This window comes from Gelidibacter maritimus, from assembly GCF_014062315.1.
Classification (GTDB): Bacteria; Bacteroidota; Bacteroidia; order Flavobacteriales; family Flavobacteriaceae; genus Gelidibacter; species Gelidibacter maritimus.
In genome coordinates this window covers 1-21,657 of record NZ_JACGLT010000017.1, presented here as the reverse complement: position 1 = coordinate 21,657, position 21,657 = coordinate 1, and the positions used below count along the sequence as shown (strand labels likewise).

Below are 21,657 nucleotides of genomic sequence, written 5' to 3'. Positions count from 1 at the left end.
ATAATTCGTCGGGGTTTGAAAAGTCTTATCGGTGGATTTGCGATAGTATTTTTCACCGTTTTGTATCGTAATAAGTGGCGCTAGTTGAGTAAGTTTTTTAAAAGAAAATCCTCTCTGTCTTATTTTTGGACAAAAAGGATTTTTGTTATTTAGTCTGCTCGAACACTTGATTATGCACGGCAATAGAACAGAAAGTCTTAGTTCTTAAATACTAATTCTCCGTCTTTTTTCAACTCAAGATTATTCCCTTTGCCTCTGAGTTCGTAGTGCTCATTTTTGTACCAAATTCCTGAGGCAGGTTTTTGACCAACCAATTCAATTTGGTCCCCACCATCTAAATAAGCCTTTACTTCATTGGTGGTGTTGTTAAAGGTCAAATCGAGTGTCTGTCCTTTTTCGTTTTTAAGCGAAGTCTGAACAATGTCATCATTATGCTCATATATAACTTCACCATCTTTGGTCAACGTGATGTCATTGCCTTTTCCTCTAAGTTCATATTGGTCATTTTTGTACCAAATCCCCGAGGCTGGGTTTTGTCCTTTTAAATCAATTTGTTCACCACCGTCTAGATAAACTTTCGCCGTATTGGTGGTATTATTGATGGTCATATCGAGGGTTTGCCCTTCCTTGTTTTTCAAAGAGGTCGTTATGATAGCGTCATTATGGATAAAGACGAGCTCGCCGTCTTTTTTCAACTCAATATCGTTGCCTTTTCCTCTCAATTCATAATGCTCGTTGGTGTACCAAATTCCAGATGCCGATTTTTCTGCAACCAATTCGATGGTTTCTCCTTTGAAATTTAAAGTGGCAGTGCCTTTTGTATTATTAAATATCATTTCTAACTTGTTGCCGTCTGCGTCGATTGAAGTGCTTGTGACGATATCGTCAGCAACTTGTTCTGAAGATGTTGTTTCAGTGTTTTCTTGTTTTGGAGATTCTTTACAAGAGCTTAAGAACAATGCGGTTAACATTGTCATTGTTAAAATGGATTTTGTCATTATATTCTAATGGTTATTTGGGTTTTTATTTTCCCGTGGGAAATTGTTAATTTAATTCGTTCCTATTTGTGCAAAATCTATGCCATTGCACCCGATTTTTAATAGTGATTTTAATTGTTTTTGTCGATTTATTTCAATCTCTGATCAGGTGCAACTTACAAGTGATTGGCGTATTGGATTGCTCACATAAGACCTATAATGGGCTCTAATTTAATTTAATGGATGTCGAATAAATTTTACTCAAGCCGTTTGGATTGTTTTGTATGTAACTTTTAAAATCGGTAATGTCCTTAAATTTCTTTGGGGTGATTGTTTCCCGTCTGCTTGTAAAATATAAAAGCTGATTATTTTCATCATAAAAAGGACAGAATTCCATGTATTTTGAGTTTATGGGAAGTCCCATATTGGTCGCTTTCTGCCATTCGCCGTTCTTATCTTTTTTTGAAATGTATAAATCACCACTGCCGTGGCCATCTTTCTCATTATATTTTGTGAAAATTAGGAAATCTTCCTTTTTAGAGATGAAGGCATTGAATTCATAGCCATCACTGTTGATGTTTTCGTTTAAAAGTACGGGCTCTGAATAGTGTCCATCTTCCCATTTCGAAAAGTAGATATCGTCTTTTCCGAGACCGTCGGGAGCGTCCATCGTAAAATACAGATTGTTATTGTCGCTTAGGGTCGGGTAAAATTCATCCAAATTGGAGTTGACCGGCTTTCCCATATTTTTAGGCTCAGACCATTCAGCATCTCTATGGAGTCTGTCAACATACCAAATGTCGAAATCCTTTTTCTCTTGGGAGGATTCATCCAAAGGACGATCAGAAGCAAAAAACAAGCGATTGCCATCACTCGATAAAAACGGTTCCAAATACGTAAACCCATCACAAAAAGGTAATAATTCAGGACCAAACCAGTCGTTGTTCTCTTTTTTAATGACCGCTATCTGTGAAATGGCTGTGCTTGGACTCTGTAAGGTGAAAAACGCTTCATCCGCATCTCTTGAAATACAAAAATCTCGCACATTAAGAAACTCATTCAATTTGTTGTCAAAATGTACCAGCCCAGGTTCAGTTTGCGCTGATAAAGAATTTAGAAATAGAAGGAATACGATAACGATGTTGACTCTGACCATGAATAAGCGCTTTAAATTGTAGTTTTATTTATGTCACCTCCCGATGAGGTGGACTTTTTGATTTTTGGAGGATAAAGATAAAAGTAATCTTATTCTGTCACATGTTTTTTCTGAATTTTCAGATCGTTTTTTCAAGCGCGACATAAAGCTATCTGTCAGGATTTGTAAGTGTGGAGGTCAGTAGTCGAGAATTTGGCAGAGTAGGTCAGAAGTGCTTCAATATCTCGGCTGTTCCGGATCCCAATTCATGCTGATGTCCAGAATTCTTTAATACGGTTTCAATAGCGCCTATGGTAGCCAATAAATCACCTTTATTTACTGATCCCATATGTCCGATTCTAAAATACTTGGATTTCAAGTCTGGCAAGAGGCCTCCTGCGAGTATAATGCCTTCCTGGTTTATTCCTTGTAGGAATGCTGAAGGATCTATTTGACTTGGATAGTACGGGGCTGATAAAGTGTTGGAAGCAATATCGTCACTTTTTGACAATACTTCAAGTCCGATAGCTTTTAGTGCAGCCCGCATGGCTTTACCTGCTCTTTGGTGTCGTTCAACGCGCTTGTCAATGCCTTCCTTTACAATAGCTTTTAAACTTTTCTCCAATGCTATGATAAGATTGACGGGAGGAGTACCAAAATATGAAGCTTGTTTGTTTTCGTAAGCTTTCATTATTGGCAACCAATTGGCCCAATCGGCATAGTAATTGGCCACGGGGCTTTTTCGTTGTTCAAAGGCTTGCATCGCTTTTTGAGAAGCGACTAAAAGTGCCAATCCCGGAGGCACACCTACGGCTTTTTGTGAGGCAGTAAGCACGACATCAATGCCCCATTCATCTTGTTTGATGTCTTCACCGGCAACCGAACACACACCATCAAGTACTGTCAAAACCCCATGTTTTTTGCCTAAGGCACCAATCTGTTTGGCATCATTCAATACGGCGGTGGAGGTGTCCACATGAGTGAAGGCCAATAATTTATAAGTTTTGGCTTGGAGCTGTTGCTCGATACGTTCCATAGAAACGATGTCGCCCACTTCAGTTTCAAGGAGGTCAATGTCAGCGCCATAACGTTTAAGGATTTCGGCAAAGCGCAACCCAAAGTAGCCCGTAGAGACCACAAGGGCTTTATCACCTGATTCTATGAGGTTGGCTGCCGCCATGTCCATGGCCAATGTGCCTGTTCCTGCTACAATGAATGCTTGGCCGGATGGGCTTTGGCATACGTCTTTGAATAACTCTAAGCAATTGGAAAAAACGGAAATAAAATCTGGGTCAACGTGGCTTGGCGTGGGGATTGCCATACTCTGTAGCACATCGTTTTCAAATTCTATTGGACCCGGTATCATTAGTAATTTTCTCGATTTCATATATTCTGATAGGATTATTAACTATGGTTTGATCGTTGAAACGTAGCGCGTTTCACTACTGAATTCCTTTGCTATTGATAAAGGAATGGTTTAACAAAAAGATTTGATTTTTATTTAATGGGTTTAAAGTCTTGATTGCTTGAAGGTGGCGTATCGGGTGTTTTTACGACAATAAACTCCATTTCTACGGCCTTATGACATGCGTTGCAAGTGTTGGTGAGTGTGTTGTAACTACTATTGAATAAAGCAGCATTTTTTTGGTCAATGGCCTTGCTAATACTATCTATTGGTGGCAAGATCATACCAATTAATTCGGTTTCTTTTCTTCCTTTATGATATTCTTCAATATCTTCAATGGCTTCCATCATTTCGTGTACTTCAAAGTCGGCAAGATCCCAGTTTTCGTTTTGCCCAGCAAACCATAGTTTGGCGTGATGTGCCTGTATGCTCCCCATGAAATCTCCGAAACCAGGTTTGTAAGTATTGGTAAGTTTGATTTCCAAACTGTTGATTTGGTCTTGTAATTCTTTGGTTTTATCGGTCTGCTGGTTACAGGATACAAGACCTAATGACAATAGGAATAAAAGTGTTTTTTTCATTGCAGTGTTTGTTTTTGGGTAGTTGCTTATATAATGACGCCTGGCGGTTGGTGTGTACTTCACTTAAGGTAAAACACCTAATGTAATAATTATAACATAAAAAGAGAAATAGATGTTACCAAAAAAATAGGCATCTGAGGTATTTGATGGATTTATGAAAATTGAATCCTATTAAACGGTTATCGGGTGGGAAGGACGATATACCATAGCGTTTTTTATTGGTTGACATATTGTGTTTTTCCACATTGGCCAAAGCTTTTTTTACGCTCAAAGTCTATCTGGTTATGGTCTATCTGGTTGTGCTATGCGAAATCTGTAATTAGCAAAGCAAATTGCTCTTATGTAGTAAAACGCGATGTGGTCACGTTTTTTTAAAACATATACTGATTTTTTTATATGATGGATAGGAGGGTGACAGGGGATAAATCAAGTCAACACAGTGCAGTTATTCTTTGATCAATTCTTAATAAACCTTCTGAAATTGGCTCACTGTACCCAGACGCAAAATCTTTTGAACATTTGCCCAGAAAGTTAATAAAGCACTGGAAGGCTTTTCAGTCAGTTTTGAAAACAATAGCAAGTCGTTTACAAACTTTTCTTCGTTTTCATTCTCCGGTCGGTAGAAGGCCATGTGCCATTCTTCAAAAAACCGGTGTTCGACCTTATTATCCCACAACAAGGTTACCGATTGGTGCCGGGCATCGGTTTTGATTTTTCCATAGACATGTAGTACGTCCTTTTTTTTCCCTTCAAGGATTTGTACAAAGCTATTGTTGTGGTAAATGAGACATCCAGAAATATTCAAGGCTGAATTTGTAGCTATCGCCTCCGCTAATATGGCTTCTAAATCTTCAAAGTTTAATAATGGACTCGCAATGGAGCGGTAGCTTAACTGATACATATCTATTTTATTCCCACCAGTGGGTTTTAATACCCCGAGGTCTTCTCCGAGGTTTTTGGTTAACCTTGTGATAACTCAGGCGTTAATATAGAACTGCATACGTTAACCTAAATCAGGGACAAAAATAAAACCTTTTTTAGAAAACGATCATTATTGAAGCTTTTTTTCCAGATTTCTGATCTTAGGACACAACACCTGCAAATCACAAATAAATGTTTTAAGTACCTTCATTTTAATCAGGAACTTTTTCTTCCAATCTATAAAACAGGAGTCGGCTCTGTTTGTTCATAGGCAATAAAAGTAACTTCTTCTCTTGTATATAAGCAATATCGCCAACACTTTGTCCCACCTGAAGTACTTGTTGGGTTTGACCTTTGGCATCAACTAAATGAATATTTCCACTGTTCCAATCCGAGATGATCAAACGGTCTTGGTCATAAGGTCTAATCCCATCCAAATTACCAATGATGGTCGTTACTGAATCAATCGATTTTGTGCTCATATCTATTTTAGACACTCTACCGCCTTGTGGTTGGCTGCCCCAAGAAGCAACATACATCATGTTGTCTTGTATCAATAGACCATTCGGACGATCTAAATCTTCATGCGCTAACCACAAACCAAAATTACCATCGGTATCCAACTGATATATTTTTGAGGTGCCTGTATCGGAGACAAAAACATTTCCAGCAGAATCAATGGCAACATCATTTAAAAACTGTAAACCTTCAAGACTATATTTTTTTATTATTTGCCCAGTCTTCAAATCGGCCTCAACGAGTTCGTTGATATCAGATACATATAATTTATCTTCAGTAATGGCAATTCCTTTTGGGTCGTTAAGATTGCCAATAAACGCCTCGTCAATGAGCGTTCCATCGATTGTTATGGTGGCAATGGAACCATCACCATTCTCAGTGCCACCGATTAAAGAAGCATAAATAACATCGTTTTTAGCATCGTAAACTGCCGATTCGCAATGGGTGAGTCTCAAGGTTTCGGTAATAAAAGTTGCCGTAGGTGGTTTAAGGATTTCTGGGGTAGATTGCGCTACTGCGCTACTGAATTTGCAACTGCTGCCAATAAGCAATACGCATACGGTGTAGATAATGTGTTTCATGATTGAGTGTGTTGACCTATTAATTTACAAATTGCAGTGCGGACCCTACTTAACGTTAGTGTTCTTATCCAAGTGGAAAAGTGAACTTTATTAGAGGAGGTTGCAAGAATTGGTATTAAAGATAAATAATTTTTATTTGTAACGACTCTTCATCTGAAATAATGGCCACTAACCTGACAATCGGTTCCATTGTAAGATGGATGAACTATGTAGCGAATTAAATTTAGAAATTATACTTTGACATACCAATCATCCCATTTAGAAAGCGCCTTGTATTTTCTACTATAACCTTTTGCTTTTAAAAGCTGGTATATTTTTTCTCTACTTTCAGTAAAATTATGTTCAACTGTAATGACTTTGAAAGCGTACTTATTGAAATCGAAATGAGAGAGGATTTCATATTCGCTTCCTTCCGTATCAATAGAGAGATAATCGATGTTATTTGGCGCATCATATTTATCCAATAAATCGATCAGCGAAATAGAATTGACCTGATAACTCTTTCCGTCGGCTCTCCTTTTTTTGTGCCGATCGCTATTGTTGAACTGCTTAATGGTCGAAAGCTCCTTGTGCTTGGTTTCGTTAAAGTTTAGCACTGTTTCTGAATCACTCCAAACGCAATCGGTTTCTATATTGCAATTTCTATTCGCTTTTAAATCGTCATGCCAATCCTTTGCAGGTTCGGCCAAGATTCCGTTCCAATTAAATTGATTTTCCAAAAGATGGGTATTGCTCAAATCAACACCATTGGTAGCACCAAATTCGACGAAAAAGCCGTTTTCCTTAAAGTCTAACTGGTGAAGCACAAAGATATCCTGCTTTAATTGTGATTTAGAATGCTCGTAAGATGAGATGTGTTTAAGGACATCTTCTTTTTTAAGATCTAAAAAGTCGCCTCTTTTGAGTCCCTTTAAAAGTTTGTGATTTTCGTAAGCTGTTGTAAGTGTATTCGAGTTTAATTTTTCAAGGATTTTTTCAATCATTTAGGTCGTTTTTATTTAGACTTGGAGTGCAATAGCCGTTAGATGCCACTGCTTTATTTAACTTTTAGAAGCACAAATTACAACCATTCACTAAGTTTTTCTATAAATAAAACTATAAATTTTTAAAAATATTATGTTCAAGATCCTAGCCGATGACCCAATGCGCGGGATATTTGGGCTTTTAAGTTTGTCCAAAAACGGTATCACGAATCCTAATTAATACTATGCGTAAAACTTTTAAGTAGCGAGCCGTAGGTAGGATAAAGTTGAGACTTCAAAATGAATGGCGGCTACAAAATTGCAATTACTCCTAATTTTATAAGATATCTTTTCGTTTTAAAAGGATCGCTAAAATTATGGGAGAAAGCAAATGATCTCCATCATAGTATTAATGATATTAAAGTATTAATTTGTTTTTTCAGAGGTTCAGATTAAATATTTGAACCCCTATATATTGTTCTAATAATTTCAAAAACTAATAATTACATATGCAAATATTAACAAAATCAGCCGATGTGCTGGCGGCAAACACAACGGTAGACTTACTTATTGTAGGCTCGGGTACTGGAATTGCTACGGCATTAGCAGGCCATGAAAGAAAATTAAAAAGCTTGATCGTTGAAAAAACACCTTATGTTGGTGGCTCCACTGCATTATCTGGTGGTGCTTTTTGGATTCCAGCCAATCCTATCCTCACTGAAAATGGCTCGGAGGATACCCTTGAAAAAGCAGAGACATATCTCAAGGCCGTCGTTGGGAACGATTCCCCTCCTGAGCGATGGCAGGCTCTTCTTAAATATGGAGGTGCCACTGTGGAAATGCTGCAACGTACCACCCCAATGTCGTTTTTTTGGTCTAAAGGATACTCAGACTATCACCCAGAAGAACCGGGAGGTGATGCTTTAGGTAGGACTTGCGAGTGTAAGCCTTTTGATCTTAATCGGTTAGGGGATGAAATCTCAAGATTTAGACCAGGTCTGATGGAATCATCCTTGCCTATGCCAGTAACTGGGTATGATTACAAATGGTTGAACCTGATGATGCGCAAACCCTTAAAGGCTTTTCCTATTATTTTCAAAAGACTTTTTCAGGGTGTAGGTGGTAAGATTGTTGGGAAAAACTTGGTGGCGGGAGGTCAGGCGATAGCTGCTGGTTTATTTGCTGGAGCAATTGACAACAATATTCCCGTAGCAACTGATACAGAATTAGTGGAATTGCTGATGGATGGCGATCATGTTGTTGGAGCGGTTGTAGAACACGAGGGGAAAACGATAGAAATAAAAGCGAAACGAGGCGTAGTATTGGCCGCTGGAGGATTTGATCATAATATGCCTATGCGCCAAAAATACCAATCCAAGTCATTGGGTGAAAACTATAGCTTTGGAGCAGAAGGAAATACCGGAGATGCAATTTTGCTTTCCCAAACAATTGGCGCAGATCTAGATCTTATGCGGGAATCATGGTGGTTCCCAGCCATTTCACCTTTAAAGAAAGGCGAAAATCCAAAGGTTCTCTTAGCGGAGCGTTCGTTGCCAGGAAGTTTTATGGTGAACGCCACCGGTAAGCGGTTTATTAATGAAGCTACGGACTATATGAGTTTTGGTCAAAAGCTCTTGGCCGAAGAGAAAGCAGGAACACCCATTGGAGATATGTGGTTGGTGTTTGACCAAACCTATCGCAACAGGTATATCCTTGGCGGATCTGTTTTCCCGAGAGCTGAGCTCCCACAGGAATGGTATGATGCCGGAATTGCTGTTTCAGCTGATTCTCCTGAAGAAATTGCAAAATTGACAGGCTTGCCTGTAAGTGATTTCAAAGCTTCTTATGATCGGTTCAATGCTCTTGCAGAAACTGGTAAAGATGATGATTTCCAAAGAGGAGAGAGTGCTTATGACAGATATTATGGAGATCCAACAATTAAACCCAACCCTAATTTATTAGCGCTTAAAGGAAAACTTTATGCCGTTAAAGTGGTGCTGTCCGACTTGGGGACCTGTGGCGGTCTCGTGGCAGACGAACATGGCAGAGTTTTACGTGAAGATAAATCTGCAATTGAAGGATTATATGCCGTTGGAAACACAGCTGCCAATATATTTGGAAGGGTCTATCCGGGTGCTGGTGGTACAATCTGTCAAGGTTTGGTCTATGGCTATATTGTGGCAGAACATGCAGCGGGTAAGGTGACAGCTTAGGAGAAACCGTTCAACTGGAAGATTTGTAGAACAGCCAGTGGGTAAATAGATGTCACCCATTTTCTCTATACCTTTATTTATACGTGTTGATAAGACCAAAATCAAATGGGGTCCAAAGGCATGCCTTTAAGCCGCTTTCCTTAAAACCGGTGTTGACCCATGTATTACAGGTGTTGAATATCGTGTAGTTGCCATGCGCTTTATAAAAATCATCCGATGGCGTATACCCTTGATTGGGAAGGATGATTTTATGCCCACTCCCATCTGTTTTAAAACTATTGCGCAAGTAGCGGTTGAGCTGTTTTAATTGGATATTGGATAGTTTAACTTCAGTCCAATCGGATTGTTTGGTGCCATATCTGGAAATATGGATTAAGGTGGAGCTCTTTATGAACAAGGCCTTTAGGGCATTTTTAAGAGTTAAATCGCTCCAGTTGGGGGTGTTGATATAAAAGTTTTCTTCACCCCAGCCGAAAGATAAATAAGAATCACCATTATCGTATTTGATATCCTTAAGCAGCGGTTTATCGATTTGTGTGATCGGAAGAATGATGTTTAAATGAACGCCATTGGTGCTTAAGTAAATTGTTTCCGTATCTATTTCAGTTTGATGGCTGTTGTTTACGGTAATAAATGTCAGTAATAATGAAATAATGATGTACGAAAAGGGCAAGAGAAGCAACCATAAGACCCCTTTTACCAGCTTTTTTAAACATTTCATTTTTTGATATTTCATGATGAATACTAAGATATGGCAAAGATTTCAATAGCAAATTGCATCTCACTATTTCCTCATCTGTTACGAATCCATAGGTCAGTCTTGATCACTTGAAGATTTAGGGCTACAAACAACAATGTTAGTACAAACAGGCTGCTTATTCCGATTTATAGAGTTCAGGGGTCACCGCAATATCCAATACAAAATCGCCATTTCTATCATAATATTTATAGTCCAACGTAATATTGTTGTCGCGATAGATCTTTAATTCCGGACTGTTTTTGATATTCTCAATGATTTCCGGTCGGACATACTTATTGACCGTGTCTAAATTCACTTCTGATTTTGCCATATCAATAAGTGTATAGTAATAGATGAGATTCGTTTTTCCGAGACTCGATACACTGTCCAATCTTGTAAATTGATCAATTTGCTTCGGCCCCTGTTTGTTCATTTCCGTGACCACTTTTTTCAGCTCCAATTCTAAATCGGATTTAAAGAACTGTTGTACAACATAAAAAGAAATGGCAAAAGCAATGATACCTACGATGATACCGATTATTTTTCCTTTTTTGGTTGATTTGTTTTGATCCATTGTTAATTAAGATTTGAGTACACTTCTTTTTTGTCGGGCCATGAAAGGTGCAGCGGTATTATCTTTTAAACTTACTGTTTAGGTGGCTAAATCTACCACCTTTCTGGAAATTGTTGTAGATGTACCATTGCAAGTTTTCAACAAACTCAGAAATATGGGCTTGGTGCTCATTTAGTTCTCCCATGAGGATGCTGAGGTTCCTGATAAAAAGGGGAGCGTATTTTTAAAGGGCACGGAGGTACGACTGATTTTTATTGGGTTCTTGGTGCACTGCTCCTTCGATCAGAATACGGGCGACAACCAGAATCATGTACTCCCACCATAGGGCTGTCATAGCACGAGTCCTCCCTTTAGCATCCCATGCTCATAGTTGGTGGACTTGCCGACCCTACCGCTCAATCGAAACTCAATTTTTTAAACTAGCGAAGCCATTCATAAAAAATTGATAGTTGTCCCGATTGTTATCGAGATTGGCGGGATCTTTGGGTTTTGTTTCTCGAGGCTCTGCGTCGAAGTAAAAAAAGTAAGTCTAATTTGATACCTCGCACCCTCGGGTCGAGGTAATTTATTGTTATGGTGTGCAATGACATGATAAAAGCTTGATGTGGTAGCCTAAGTAAGATAGGCGAATAGAGCCTACATTCTAATTTATAGGTGTCAGCGGATTATCTTATTTTTTTGCTCAATTTTGCCATTTTATCAGATAATTCAACCAAATCAGTAAGTAACATATGAACAGCATCCTCGCTCAATACACCTCGTTTGAGATCTTGTGGGATTTCCTTGTTTTTATCTGCCATAACATCTTTTATATACTGCGATTCATAATAGGTTTTTAAGGTATTTAAATCGATTAAAGAGTCTTCCAGATCGTTCATTGCCTTATCAGACTTTTCAACCACTAAAGTGAGTTCGTCCAATATTTTTTCCATTTTCATAATTCGGTCTATCGTATTTTTCATAAGTAGATATTGTTTTATATAATCTATTTTAAGCGAAACGTGTTATTTATCGTTCCAGTCTTTCAACCGCTAATCTACTATCTTTGCGCAATAATGCAATAAATAATGGGTTAAAGTGATTCGTTGTGTTAATGAGAACCAGTAGAATGCCTGCGCCAACGGGCTCTGAGTTTCCTATTTCGACCAGATAATTGTAATCCAGAATTAATGTTCCTAATGATCAATCCCAAATTCACAGCGCCAATTAACAACTCCATTAGTTGAACATACAAAAAAGTGTCATCAATGGTTTTGTAAATTGCGTGATAGTAAAGATAAATTGCCAACGACATTAAAATGATCCCGTTAAAAGCAATACATTTCATTCGCTTCATTTTTTTCGCAACAATCGGATGCTTTGAATTCCCTGCGAGTTTTTTTCCTGATATTGCTAATACCGGCATTGCAATTAAAAGCAGGGGAAGGCAGTATAGTATCCCGGTTTTTACTTGTTTTATAAACAAATCTTTTCCAGTGATTTCTGCGACTAACGAAAAGCTGAAAAAACAGCTAATTGTAACTGTAGCAATTATTGTTGCAACAATGTGGACTGTAACTATTTTTGACCGTTTCATTTCCTAAGGTTTTAAGAATCAAAACTATGACTATAATTACTCTTAAAATTGCAAGAATCGGAAATCGGGAATGTTTTCACGTATTTTTTTTGGTGACTTACCTGTTATATTTTTAAACGTATTCGTAAAATGAGCTTGGTCAGCATAGTTCTGTGAGTACGATACAGAGGTCAATGAGTCGGTGGAGTGTTTCATTTGGAAAATGGCCTGTTTCAATTTTACCAAATGGATATATTCTTTTGGCGAACAACCAATTGATTTGTTAAAATGATTTCGGAGTGTTCGGCTGGAAACTCCAATACTATCAGCGAGCATTGAAATGGATATAGTGCCTTTATGAGATTCAATATGGCTTATAGCTTCCACAACAATGTTAAGGTCTTTGACCAAAATGGTTTTTAAAAAAATGTTCTCAACTTCTATAAACATTTGCTGTGGATTGCTGCATTTAGTTATGTTATCCTTAAAATTTTGTGCGTTGTTTCCAAACAAATCTTTTGTTCTGATTAGCCAGGGCATTTTAGAAATATTTTCGTCGGTCAAATAAGCTAAAGTAAATGGTCTGACGTGGGCACCAATAATCTTAACCCTGTCTGTTAATGGTTTAACGGAAATTTGATTTTTAGATATTCGAGAAATAATCATATCCGCTATAATGGTTTCTTCGGTGGAATGATTGGTAACTGAAAATGGATGATCAAAAAAATATCCAAATGTAATTCTCGGAAAGGGAATGACATTTTCCTCTTTTAATGCTAATGCGCTAATCGGAATATCAATAAAAAAGTAGTAATCTACGAGTTTTTGTAGATGGGAGTTGAATGGTTTCTGTATGATAAAGTCATTATTCAAATGGAGGATTTTTAATAGGACATAACAAATTATGTCTCAAGGTCATCATAATGTCCCTCAGGACAACACGAGAGGCCATTGTGTTTTTTTAGCTCAACTGAACCCATACACCACCCTAATCTAACACATTTCTTTAAACTATGTTAAATTAAAATCAGTCATTTTTTAAGTTATTGTCAAGGTGAGTGGATTCAACATTTGTGATTCACACACGTGCAAAGTGTGTATCAGTTGAGAATTGGATGATGTAACTAGCTGCAAATACTACAATTCCCAGCTTTGATAGTGTCCTATGCTGGATTACAATACTTAATATTTAAATGCTGTGAAGCGTAAGTTATTGTTATTAAACTGAGGCACATCATTATCCTCTTTATCACCAATGGTTTGAAGCACTTGCTACGGCCAAGACCTTGTATCTGAGTTGTATGAATTAAAAATGTAAATTCTTTTATATAGCAGAATGTAAAGAAAACAAAGTACAGTGCGCCACAAGCCTTAAAATCCATCTTGAAATTACTACCTTTGGTGCCGCTTATAAAGTGAGTTTATTCCCAAGAAGTTTTTTGAACAAGGACTTTATTCCTATACTTTTAATATTTAGATTGACAGCAATCACAAATGTTTTTTTTTTGCTTGCTAAGCATTTGTTCAGAGGCCAAAATAGAAAAGACACCATGGGCAGTGTTTCTTTAAAAATAAAAAATGATTACGACAGATACCACTTTAGAACTTTTAAAAACCCATTTCGGATATCGCACATTTCGGCCTAATCAAGAGCAAATTGTCAACGATATCATCCATGGAAATGATGTTTTGACTATTATGCCAACGGGTGGAGGGAAATCGGTCTGTTTTCAGTTGCCTGCCCTGGCACTTTCAGGAACTGCTATTGTCATTTCGCCGCTGATTGCCTTAATGAAAGATCAAGTGGATGCCCTGTTGACCAATGGCATTCCTGCGGCATATTATAACAGCAGTCAAGAGGCTTCTGTACAAAATGACACCCTTAAAAAATTGCAAGACGGCCATTTAAAATTGATTTATGTAGCACCGGAAAGCTTGCAAAACCTTGCGCCGTATTTTTCTGCAATAGAGGTCAGTATGATTGCTGTTGACGAAGCGCATTGCATTTCATCTTGGGGCCATGATTTTAGACCCGCTTATACGCAATTGGGCTACCTGAAAAAGCAATTCCCAAATAAACCTATTGCCGCCTTTACGGCCACGGCCGATAGCGCAACGCAACAGGATATCCTTAAACAATTGAATATTCTGGATGCCAAAGTACATATGTCTTCTTTTGATCGGAAAAACCTCTATCTGGAAGTGCGTCCCGGGAACGATCGTATCAATCAGATCATAAGGTTTTTGAAAACCAGACCCGATGAAAGCGGCATTATTTATTGTTTGAGCCGAAGAAGTACGCAAGAGGTTACCGCAAAGCTTAAAAAAAGCGGATTTAAAGCCAAAGCGTATCATGCTGGTCTTTCGGCCGAAAAACGAAATAGCATTCAGGAAAGTTTTATTAATGATAAGACTCCTATTATCGTGGCCACTATTGCCTTCGGAATGGGTATTGACAAAAGTAACGTCCGATGGGTCATCCATTATAATATGCCCAAAAACATCGAGGGGTATTACCAAGAAATAGGACGTGGTGGACGGGATGGACTACCTGCCTATAACATTTTGTTTTATTCCTATGCCGATGTGGTTCAGTTGAGAAGGTTTACGGAGAATGCCTCCAACGCCGACTATCAAATAGCAAAATTGAACCGCATGCAGCAGTTTGCTGAGGCTTTAAGTTGCCGCCGCATTGCACTTCTCAATTACTTTGGAGAACACCATACCGAAAACTGCAACAACTGCGATGTTTGCAAAACGCCACCACGATATTTTGACGGAACTATTCTCACCAAAAAAGTGTGTTCAGCGGTTTATCGGCTTAAACAACAAGAATCAACTGGGATGGTCATAGACGTTTTGCGGGGAGCCCAAAACGCTCATGTTTTTGAAAAAGGATACCAGAACATCAAGACTTACGGCATTCTTCATGAGATGTCCTGGTTGGATTTGCAGCAATATATCATTCAGATGTTGAATCAAGGGATTTTGGAAATTCGCTTTCATGAAAATGGACGTTTGGTACTGACGCCGTTGGCCAATGCCATTTTATTTGATGACCACCCAGTACGTTTGGCCAAGCCCAGAAAGCAACTGCAGGCAGCCAAGTCCGATCGTCCTAAACATGCCACGGGTTCCAAACTGTTTCAAAGATTACGTGAACTTCGCTCCGCAATTGCCAAAGAAGCGAAAATCCCGGCTTATGTGGTTTTTAGTGATGCAACATTAAAAGATATGGAAGCAAGACGACCTAAGACAAAATCAGAATTTAAAGAGGTGTTGGGCGTTGGAAAAGTGAAGGCGGAGCGGTACAGTCGCTATTTTTTAAACGCCATAGCTGTATATGAATCGGAGGAGACTTAAAGTTGTGTATTGTTAACCCATGAACACAGCATCAGTTGGAGGTTAAGGCCTGCGCATCAATTTCTATACCCATTAATTTTGCAGGAATTTTTATTTTAATAGGACCAAGGGAGGTGTTGAATTTTTCGTTGGAAAGATATAAACGATGTCTTGTTGGCGTCATTTCAAAAAGTGCAATGCCTTCAATTTGATGCCCTAAAGTAACGATATCGGCCATTTTTTCTGAGACTTCGCCCGAAAACAGGTCCAAGCTGTCTTTAGGTATATTATGGATGGTGTAGAGAAATGGAGCTTCGTTAGCGCTATATCCAATAAAATAAGATATATGATGGCTTCATCAGGAGCATTATCAGCCCCGGTAATTAGTCCGTTGGTGTTGTAGCTACTCACTAAGGTAGCACTATGGATCCCACCGGATTTTGGAATGGCATACACATTCGTTTTATGATCCACCCAGTTTTTGGTAAATATTAGTAGACAATCACCATACGAAATAAGACCTTCCGCATCCCAATTCGTGTTTTTTGGATTAGGCGTAAAATCAAGTTGATCAGCATAACTGTAGCTTATAATTTCGGCGCTAACCTCACCATCGGAAGTGTTGTAATCTGCTTTAGATATTTTATAGATTTTAAGATCTTTCCTGTTGCCTGAATTATTGCCAATATCGCCAATATAAATATAAGCCGCGTCTTGGGCTATATCTTCCCAATCGACATTGGTAGCATTACTTATGGCAACCGTTCTTATCACGGCACCTGTGGTGGCGTTAATTTCGTATAATTGGGCTTTTCCACCACTGTCGGTATGTGTAATCAGGGTATTGTTATAAAAGAGAAGACCAGAAGTTTCGTCCAAAACGGGGGTTTCTAAGCTTGTGATAGCTTCGGCAATTTGTGCGTTGGCCGGTAATAAGCCAATCCAAAGAAGTAGGAGTGTAGCTATAAGCTTCATGAATTATAAGTTGTGATTGTGCGTATTTAACTCTGGGTTCTTATGTTAATAACTCTGTTTATAGCACTTGTATTGTTGTGGGTCAGGATTTAAATGTTGTAACAATGTGTTTTACTCCAGGTCAAATCAGTTATGGCACTTGTTTCAAACGAGCGCCAGAGATGCTGAGCAATGCCTTATCCTCGGTTTGATACCTACCAGTGGGTTTTAATACCCCGAGGCTTGCCTTGATTGAAAAGACTATTCCTTATTCATACCTCGTGGGCTTGCCCGCCAGCCGGTCCAAAGGGCACCCAGGTTCTTGATTATAAGTTATCTTTGTTTATCGCACAATTTATAGACTTCATCATGGTATTATATAATTGGCTTGATAACTTAGTATAGGTGTCTTCTGTCTCTTTTTTCTCAAACGACAGATCATTCCAAGAACCCATTCCGCCAAACACAAACGCTTTGCTCGCCGACATCAACAGTTGCTTGTTCTCCAAATCATAATTATTCCAAATGATTAAGTCGTAATGGTAGAAGTCAGATTCTGGATTTTCATTTTCAAGAGTTTCTTTGGCATTTTTAAATATTTTCACCCAATTTTCTGTGGTTTCTTGATGGGCAAAATCAATTATATTTTCGAGACAGGTTTTCAGATCTTCTATTGTTTGGCTTACGTCAAACTGTTGATTTAAGATAGGTCGGTTTTCCATGGCTTTTATATAAGTAACTTGCCAAGGTTTTTCGGCTAAATTCTTATCATGATTCCATCTGCTTATCCAAAAATCGGAATGTGTCGGGTAAATCGTTTCTATGTACCAATGTCCACCACCTCCAACCATCCCAGCCATTTTATGTCCATCCTCTTTAACTTTTTGATAGTAAAGACGAAGTTTTTTACAATTATTGGATTTTAGATGCTCGAACCATTCCATTGGATTTTTGGAAACAACAATTTCTTTTTTAGAAGCGAAAAAATTCTTTTTTTTTAGTTCTCTAAAGTCAACAAAATTACAATGTTGGAACGTGGAGTTTTTGGGATAAAAGCTTATCGATTTGCCTGTTTTTAAATAATCATTCCCGAAAGATGTCATTGCAATAGTTTGTGCTAATATTCCTGTCATTTGCGATTATATTTAGCTTGTGAAAAACAAAGAACATGAGTTATCTGTGTTTTATAAGATTGTTTTAGTGGGCTTCAAATCTGGACCTAATAGTAATGGTGTGGTTTGTTGCCGACCATTGTAATTAATGCCAAGAACGATCCATAGCTTATTTTATCATTGTAAGTCGACATTATTTTTCAAAACGATGGTTTTATCTTCTTAAACTTTTTAATAATAGGCCTAATTTTTTCTTGTCCACTGTCCCTATTTTGAAAATCGGAAGTGGATAAATAATATTGAAGTTCGGTTCCGACGGCCTTTGCTATTGCTTGGCCGAAGGTGAACCGTATGGGAAATGACAGAAATGTTTTCATAGGTTTCGTAGTTCCAACAAACGTCAAATTTAATTAAATATGGTGTGTCAAATCTATCAATTTAATCAATAATGAAACTTATTTTTTAACCTAAGATTGCGTAATTGGGATGCAGTAAAAAGAGAACCATTTTGAGTTTTAATACACAGGCAAAAACGGCGTAATTTGAACCGAAATGCCTGGCACTATGACACCGAAATCAGTGACACAAATCGAACCCAAACATATAGTTGTTGTGCACGAACGGGACTTTTGATGCCAGGGTGTTTGAGTTTCAGAGCCTTAGATAAAGACACTGATTGCTCACGAGCATCAACGGTGAACCCTAAACAGTTTGAATGAATTCATTACGAATCAGTATTTTTTTCAATAGTTTTATAATAATAAAAATTTATTTTAGCCCTTTCCTCTGTTAGGTTTATTTCTAATTTATTGTGCACTCCATCAACACTTTCAGGGAGATGTAATTTGTGCACTACTTCAGAGTTATCGTAAAGAATCGTACCACGTGGTTCAAATTGGAATGAACTGACTATCGTAATTTGACCCTCTAGGATTTCACTGAGAACACACTCGTTATTATTGTTCAAGATGAAAAATTTTTGTTTGAACCTTCCGTCTGGACTAATCACAAGATCAATTGAACTGATATCATTATTATAACAGTATTTTAAATTGTCTACGAAATTCAGCCTATAATTACCACTAAAATCCCCTAAACCTGCAATCCTAATTTCATCATCATTCGAACAGGAAAAAAATAATCCTGTTATCATTAGGAGTTTAAATATCGTTTTTGTCATAATTATATAAATTAATAGATAGACATGCCAACGTATGTCTTGTAGGATTAGTGGCGTGATTAATGACGAAATATAGGGAATAAAAAGCAATTAGAAAGTGGATTGCTGAGGTTTTTGTAAGTAGTATATAATGAACTGATTGTAGAGACGCGACGTAGGTAAATCGTTATTTGTTTAGACTAAATTTCTCCATCAGTAGGCTAAATTTTTCTTCTAATTCATCTAAAATCATTGTATATGATAAAAATCCCCTCTTGAACAAGAGCGTTTCTTTCGGTGTTCTTTTTAAGATTTTTCCGATTAGAGTTGGTTTCTTGTATCTTATATATGCTCATCAGGTTAGTTTAAATTGAATGGCGTTTATGTGTAAGAATAGTTGCGGTGACAAGCACTTCAAATACTATACATTGACCCAGCCTGAGGAAAAACCGAAGACATTTTCAAGTAGGCGAGAAATAGCCATTAATTATACACTGCTTTGTTGTGGTGTCGTTTTTTTATTTTTTCAAGGTTCGTTAATGTTTCTATTTCAATTCCATAGTTTTTAAGAACCAGTTCTATTTCCTTTTTATCAGATTCCAGTTTATTCAATTCCTTTTTATATTTATTGAATGGGTAAAATCCCATATATAATAAAAGGATTCCAACAAATTCGAGAAGAAGAATTAAAGAAAAGTACTTCCAGTCAGAATAGCTAAATTCTGGTTCAAATGCTTTTTTTAGATATTCAGTCAGATGAGGATAACTTCCGAATATTATTAGTAAACCGATTACTACAAAAAGTCCGAAATTAAAATATACAGATGTTTTTCTTTTTTTTATCTGTCCGATTTGATTTAATAATTCAGTCAGTTGTTCTTTAAATGAATCACTGAATTTTATGTCAGAACAGAAACCTCTGAAATCAGGTTTTTTGTCCGTCAAACCACAAGTCAGTCCGTTTTTCAAATTCCTTTTCGGAAACTCACATAAATCACAATGTTTACTTTGAATCATTCTACTTTACGGTTTGTTCGGAAATGCACCACAACGTTTTTGTGTATGATTTCGTTGCGTGGTTTAAGCACTAAAGTTAGCAAATAAATCACAGATAGAAAGTCCGCGAGGACTTTCGTAAGTAGGCTATAACTAGCAATGAATTATACACGGCTACCTGTAGTTTTTATTTCGCTATTTTTTTTAATAATTCCGCTGTTTTCGGTTCAATTTCTCCATTGTATTTTAATTCAGACGCTTTTTTGTCAGTAAGCATCTGGTAAAAAACACAAGCGTTTAAAAAAGCTCCATATTTATTCGGATGAATATCGTCTTCATAAAGTTCAATTTCTGGATGAGATGTTCTGATTTCATAGAATTTATTTCCATTGTCAGATTTTATAATGTTATTCGATTCTGAAAGAAAATTATATGATTCATTGATTGTAGTAATTTCTTGTTCTAAATTCTCCATAATCGGTGAGCAATAATCAATATCCTTAATTGATTTGTCAATAGAATAACCAGAATAGCAATATTTCTTTGGATATTCTCTTTTAGATGGCCACGTATTAAATAATATAAATTTACAGTCCTTATTCGTAGTCAATTCTTTGATTCTCGATATGGCTTTATTTACTTTTAATTCTCGATTTTTTGGAATTAAAACGCTTACAGTTCCAGTTTGTAGAATTATTATATCCCAATTTTTTTCCACTATCTTTTTCTCGGTAAGAGTTATAATTCTGTTTTCAGATGTCGATTCGGGTTTGCGAGATAAATGCTGAGACAAAGAATATCCTGGATAAGTGCTTTGGTCAATCGTAATATTCGAATTTGTTTCATTCAGCATCATTTGAAGAGTTTGAGGCATTTCGTGATAGTAAGTCAAACTGTTTCCAATAAAGAGTACATTTAATTCTTCAGAAAGTTCTGTTTTAAGAGATTTGCAACTTGTAATTGCAATAGCCAAAATGATTAGCAAAAAGTTTCTCATAAATTACAGGTAACGGTTTTGTGTATGATTAGTGGCGTGTTTAAGCACCTAATTTAGCAAATAAAAACCGAATAGAAAATCCGCGAGGATTTTCGTAAGTAGGCGAGAACCAGCCATTAATTATACTTGTTAGCCACTGGTTTTTTTAATCATAATTCTTTTCAAATCCTTGAGTAAATGTTCTTTTATTCCAAATTCCAGACATTCGGAACTTCCGCGAAAACTCATTTCAGGAACGTAAGGAATTTTCAAGTATTTAGATTTTAGTTTTTTTTCAATTTCTATTGCTTTTTCTCCGTCCGAAAATTTCTCGTCGAATAGAATTTTGTATTGATATAGAATTTGTCCTTTAATTATCCTTTCCTCAACTTTATTGCTCGTTACTCCAAATTTTAAGAACCGTTCTCCATTTCCACTAAATTCAATCAGATATAATCTTTTGGTTTTTTCGTACCACGGACTTTTATGAAATCCACTTTTTCCAGTTTTGTCACAATTCGGACATCCTCTTTGGTCAGCATAATGAGCACGTGGACGCATCAGAAATTCTCCGTGTTCTTTACAAATGATTATTACTTTTTTTTCAGTCGTTTGATAGTCAACTTTTGAATAATCGTATTTGTCTCCGTGGACTTCTTTGGCTCTTGCTAAAAATGTATTAACGTTTGTTCTCATTCGTGTTCGATGCTCAACTTGTGGCTAACGTTTATGTGTACGAGCTGTTGCGTATTTATTAACCAAATTTTCTAAGTCTATCCGAAGTTTCAAAATTCGCAAGAATTTTGTGGACTGGATGGGTTTGAGCAATGGCTTGTACACGGTGTTAGTACACGGCTTTTAACTTTTCCGTTCGAGTATAAATTCGGACGTAATGTTGTTTAAAAGACTAATTTAAACAATTCAGATGGATTGTTGTTAAGTTTTTCCGCGCGCAA

The 21,657-nt window shown here is 37.2% G+C and carries 21 protein-coding genes; 2 read left to right on the top strand and 19 right to left on the bottom strand.

The genetic code is table 11. The features are described 5' to 3' along the window. Positions 1-197 precede the first annotated feature (197 nt). The 7 genes from H3Z82_RS16340 to H3Z82_RS16310 all read right to left on the bottom strand — a co-directional run bounded on the left by H3Z82_RS16340 (position 198) and on the right by H3Z82_RS16310 (position 7,102). Entirely contained in the window at positions 198-977 is a 780-nt protein-coding gene (locus H3Z82_RS16340; RefSeq protein ID WP_235982472.1) for an MliC family protein, read from the bottom strand. Between the two features lie 226 nt (positions 978-1,203). Then, the gene (locus H3Z82_RS16335; RefSeq protein WP_182206576.1) at positions 1,204-2,133 is read right to left on the bottom strand and encodes a TolB-like translocation protein; all 930 of its coding nucleotides are present in this window, start codon (positions 2,131-2,133) and stop codon (positions 1,204-1,206) included. A gap of 205 nt (positions 2,134-2,338) precedes the next feature. Next, on the bottom strand, positions 2,339-3,478 hold the full coding sequence (locus H3Z82_RS16330) for a pyridoxal-phosphate-dependent aminotransferase family protein (RefSeq protein WP_235982471.1): 1,140 nt from the start codon (positions 3,476-3,478) through the stop codon (positions 2,339-2,341). 131 nt (positions 3,479-3,609) lie between these two features. After that, the gene (locus tag H3Z82_RS16325; protein WP_182206574.1) at positions 3,610-4,098 is read right to left on the bottom strand and encodes a hypothetical protein; all 489 of its coding nucleotides are present in this window, start codon (positions 4,096-4,098) and stop codon (positions 3,610-3,612) included. Positions 4,099-4,561: 463 nt separating this feature from the next. Then, positions 4,562-4,999 carry a BLUF domain-containing protein gene (locus H3Z82_RS16320; RefSeq protein WP_182206573.1) on the bottom strand — a complete coding sequence of 146 codons (438 nt, stop codon included), beginning with the start codon at positions 4,997-4,999 and terminating at the stop codon, positions 4,562-4,564. Between the two features lie 232 nt (positions 5,000-5,231). Next, positions 5,232-6,119 carry a Vgb family protein gene (locus tag H3Z82_RS16315; RefSeq protein WP_182206572.1) on the bottom strand — a complete coding sequence of 296 codons (888 nt, stop codon included), beginning with the start codon at positions 6,117-6,119 and terminating at the stop codon, positions 5,232-5,234. Between the two features lie 230 nt (positions 6,120-6,349). Further along, positions 6,350-7,102 (bottom strand): FkbM family methyltransferase, encoded by a 753-nt coding sequence (locus H3Z82_RS16310; protein WP_182206571.1) that lies wholly within the window; start codon positions 7,100-7,102, stop codon positions 6,350-6,352. A gap of 488 nt (positions 7,103-7,590) precedes the next feature. Between H3Z82_RS16310 and H3Z82_RS16305 the strand changes: the two genes are divergently transcribed. Beyond that, a complete protein-coding gene (locus H3Z82_RS16305; RefSeq protein WP_182206570.1) occupies positions 7,591-9,294 on the top strand; it encodes a 3-ketosteroid-delta-1-dehydrogenase in 1,704 nt (567 codons plus the stop codon). A gap of 73 nt (positions 9,295-9,367) precedes the next feature. Here H3Z82_RS16305 and H3Z82_RS16300 read toward each other — a convergent pair whose 3' ends face one another. From H3Z82_RS16300 to H3Z82_RS16280, 5 genes are all read right to left on the bottom strand, one after another. Continuing rightward, complete coding sequence (locus H3Z82_RS16300; RefSeq protein ID WP_182206569.1) at positions 9,368-10,015, bottom strand: TIGR02117 family protein; 648 nt, start codon at positions 10,013-10,015, stop codon at positions 9,368-9,370. Positions 10,016-10,169: 154 nt separating this feature from the next. After that, positions 10,170-10,607, bottom strand: a complete 438-nt coding sequence (locus H3Z82_RS16295; RefSeq protein WP_182206568.1) for a hypothetical protein — start codon at positions 10,605-10,607, stop codon at positions 10,170-10,172. Positions 10,608-11,272: 665 nt separating this feature from the next. Continuing rightward, a complete protein-coding gene (locus H3Z82_RS16290) occupies positions 11,273-11,569 on the bottom strand; it encodes a DUF4298 domain-containing protein (RefSeq protein WP_182206567.1) in 297 nt (98 codons plus the stop codon). 128 nt (positions 11,570-11,697) lie between these two features. Next, the gene (locus tag H3Z82_RS16285; RefSeq protein WP_182206566.1) at positions 11,698-12,183 is read right to left on the bottom strand and encodes a hypothetical protein; all 486 of its coding nucleotides are present in this window, start codon (positions 12,181-12,183) and stop codon (positions 11,698-11,700) included. 42 nt (positions 12,184-12,225) lie between these two features. Next, complete coding sequence (locus H3Z82_RS16280; RefSeq protein ID WP_182206565.1) at positions 12,226-13,035, bottom strand: helix-turn-helix domain-containing protein; 810 nt, start codon at positions 13,033-13,035, stop codon at positions 12,226-12,228. A 705-nt stretch (positions 13,036-13,740) separates the two neighbouring features. Between H3Z82_RS16280 and recQ the strand changes: the two genes are divergently transcribed. Then, on the top strand, positions 13,741-15,525 hold the full coding sequence (recQ, locus tag H3Z82_RS16275) for a DNA helicase RecQ (RefSeq protein ID WP_182206564.1): 1,785 nt from the start codon (positions 13,741-13,743) through the stop codon (positions 15,523-15,525). Between the two features lie 31 nt (positions 15,526-15,556). Here the strand turns inward: recQ and H3Z82_RS16270 are convergent, their stop codons facing one another. The 7 genes from H3Z82_RS16270 to H3Z82_RS16240 form a co-directional block, all read right to left on the bottom strand. Then, entirely contained in the window at positions 15,557-15,742 is a 186-nt protein-coding gene (locus H3Z82_RS16270; RefSeq protein WP_182206563.1) for a hypothetical protein, read from the bottom strand. Then, complete coding sequence (locus H3Z82_RS16265; RefSeq protein WP_182206562.1) at positions 15,721-16,479, bottom strand: hypothetical protein; 759 nt, start codon at positions 16,477-16,479, stop codon at positions 15,721-15,723. The genes H3Z82_RS16270 and H3Z82_RS16265 overlap by 22 nt, the downstream gene beginning before the upstream one ends. A 305-nt stretch (positions 16,480-16,784) precedes the next feature. Then, entirely contained in the window at positions 16,785-17,591 is an 807-nt protein-coding gene (locus H3Z82_RS16260; RefSeq protein ID WP_182206561.1) for a hypothetical protein, read from the bottom strand. Between the two features lie 703 nt (positions 17,592-18,294). Continuing rightward, a complete protein-coding gene (locus H3Z82_RS16255) occupies positions 18,295-18,750 on the bottom strand; it encodes a hypothetical protein (protein ID WP_182206560.1) in 456 nt (151 codons plus the stop codon). A 462-nt stretch (positions 18,751-19,212) separates the two neighbouring features. Then, positions 19,213-19,746: a hypothetical protein gene (locus H3Z82_RS16250; RefSeq protein WP_182206559.1), complete on the bottom strand. Its 534-nt coding sequence runs from the start codon at positions 19,744-19,746 to the stop codon at positions 19,213-19,215. Between the two features lie 166 nt (positions 19,747-19,912). Continuing rightward, positions 19,913-20,722, bottom strand: coding sequence for a DUF4886 domain-containing protein (locus tag H3Z82_RS16245; protein WP_182206558.1), 810 nt, complete (start codon positions 20,720-20,722; stop codon positions 19,913-19,915). Between the two features lie 129 nt (positions 20,723-20,851). After that, positions 20,852-21,397 carry a hypothetical protein gene (locus H3Z82_RS16240; RefSeq protein ID WP_182206557.1) on the bottom strand — a complete coding sequence of 182 codons (546 nt, stop codon included), beginning with the start codon at positions 21,395-21,397 and terminating at the stop codon, positions 20,852-20,854. Between the last annotated feature and the right edge of the window lie 260 nt (positions 21,398-21,657).

Excerpts from the sequence above, each read along its gene's own strand:
- H3Z82_RS16325 (WP_182206574.1), bottom strand. The coding sequence starts at position 4,098 with ATGAAAAAAACACTTTTATTCCTATTGTCATTAGGTCTTGTATCCTGT.
- recQ (WP_182206564.1), top strand. The coding sequence starts at position 13,741 with ATGATTACGACAGATACCACTTTAGAACTTTTAAAAACCCATTTCGGA.
- H3Z82_RS16330 (WP_235982471.1), bottom strand. The coding sequence starts at position 3,478 with ATGATACCGGGTCCAATAGAATTTGAAAACGATGTGCTACAGAGTATG.
- H3Z82_RS16320 (WP_182206573.1), bottom strand. The coding sequence starts at position 4,999 with ATGTATCAGTTAAGCTACCGCTCCATTGCGAGTCCATTATTAAACTTT.
- H3Z82_RS16250 (WP_182206559.1), bottom strand. The coding sequence starts at position 19,746 with ATGATTCAAAGTAAACATTGTGATTTATGTGAGTTTCCGAAAAGGAAT.
- H3Z82_RS16240 (WP_182206557.1), bottom strand. The coding sequence starts at position 21,397 with ATGAGAACAAACGTTAATACATTTTTAGCAAGAGCCAAAGAAGTCCAC.
- H3Z82_RS16335 (WP_182206576.1), bottom strand. The coding sequence starts at position 2,133 with ATGGTCAGAGTCAACATCGTTATCGTATTCCTTCTATTTCTAAATTCT.
- H3Z82_RS16290 (WP_182206567.1), bottom strand. The coding sequence starts at position 11,569 with ATGAAAAATACGATAGACCGAATTATGAAAATGGAAAAAATATTGGAC.
- H3Z82_RS16315 (WP_182206572.1), bottom strand. The coding sequence starts at position 6,119 with ATGAAACACATTATCTACACCGTATGCGTATTGCTTATTGGCAGCAGT.
- H3Z82_RS16255 (WP_182206560.1), bottom strand. The coding sequence starts at position 18,750 with ATGACAAAAACGATATTTAAACTCCTAATGATAACAGGATTATTTTTT.
- H3Z82_RS16295 (WP_182206568.1), bottom strand. The coding sequence starts at position 10,607 with ATGGATCAAAACAAATCAACCAAAAAAGGAAAAATAATCGGTATCATC.
- H3Z82_RS16285 (WP_182206566.1), bottom strand. The coding sequence starts at position 12,183 with ATGAAACGGTCAAAAATAGTTACAGTCCACATTGTTGCAACAATAATT.
- H3Z82_RS16265 (WP_182206562.1), bottom strand. The coding sequence starts at position 16,479 with ATGAAGCTTATAGCTACACTCCTACTTCTTTGGATTGGCTTATTACCG.
- H3Z82_RS16260 (WP_182206561.1), bottom strand. The coding sequence starts at position 17,591 with ATGACAGGAATATTAGCACAAACTATTGCAATGACATCTTTCGGGAAT.
- H3Z82_RS16300 (WP_182206569.1), bottom strand. The coding sequence starts at position 10,015 with ATGAAATGTTTAAAAAAGCTGGTAAAAGGGGTCTTATGGTTGCTTCTC.
- H3Z82_RS16305 (WP_182206570.1), top strand. The coding sequence starts at position 7,591 with ATGCAAATATTAACAAAATCAGCCGATGTGCTGGCGGCAAACACAACG.
- H3Z82_RS16270 (WP_182206563.1), bottom strand. The coding sequence starts at position 15,742 with ATGGCCGATATCGTTACTTTAGGGCATCAAATTGAAGGCATTGCACTT.
- H3Z82_RS16310 (WP_182206571.1), bottom strand. The coding sequence starts at position 7,102 with ATGATTGAAAAAATCCTTGAAAAATTAAACTCGAATACACTTACAACA.
- H3Z82_RS16340 (WP_235982472.1), bottom strand. The coding sequence starts at position 977 with ATGACAATGTTAACCGCATTGTTCTTAAGCTCTTGTAAAGAATCTCCA.
- H3Z82_RS16245 (WP_182206558.1), bottom strand. The coding sequence starts at position 20,722 with ATGAGAAACTTTTTGCTAATCATTTTGGCTATTGCAATTACAAGTTGC.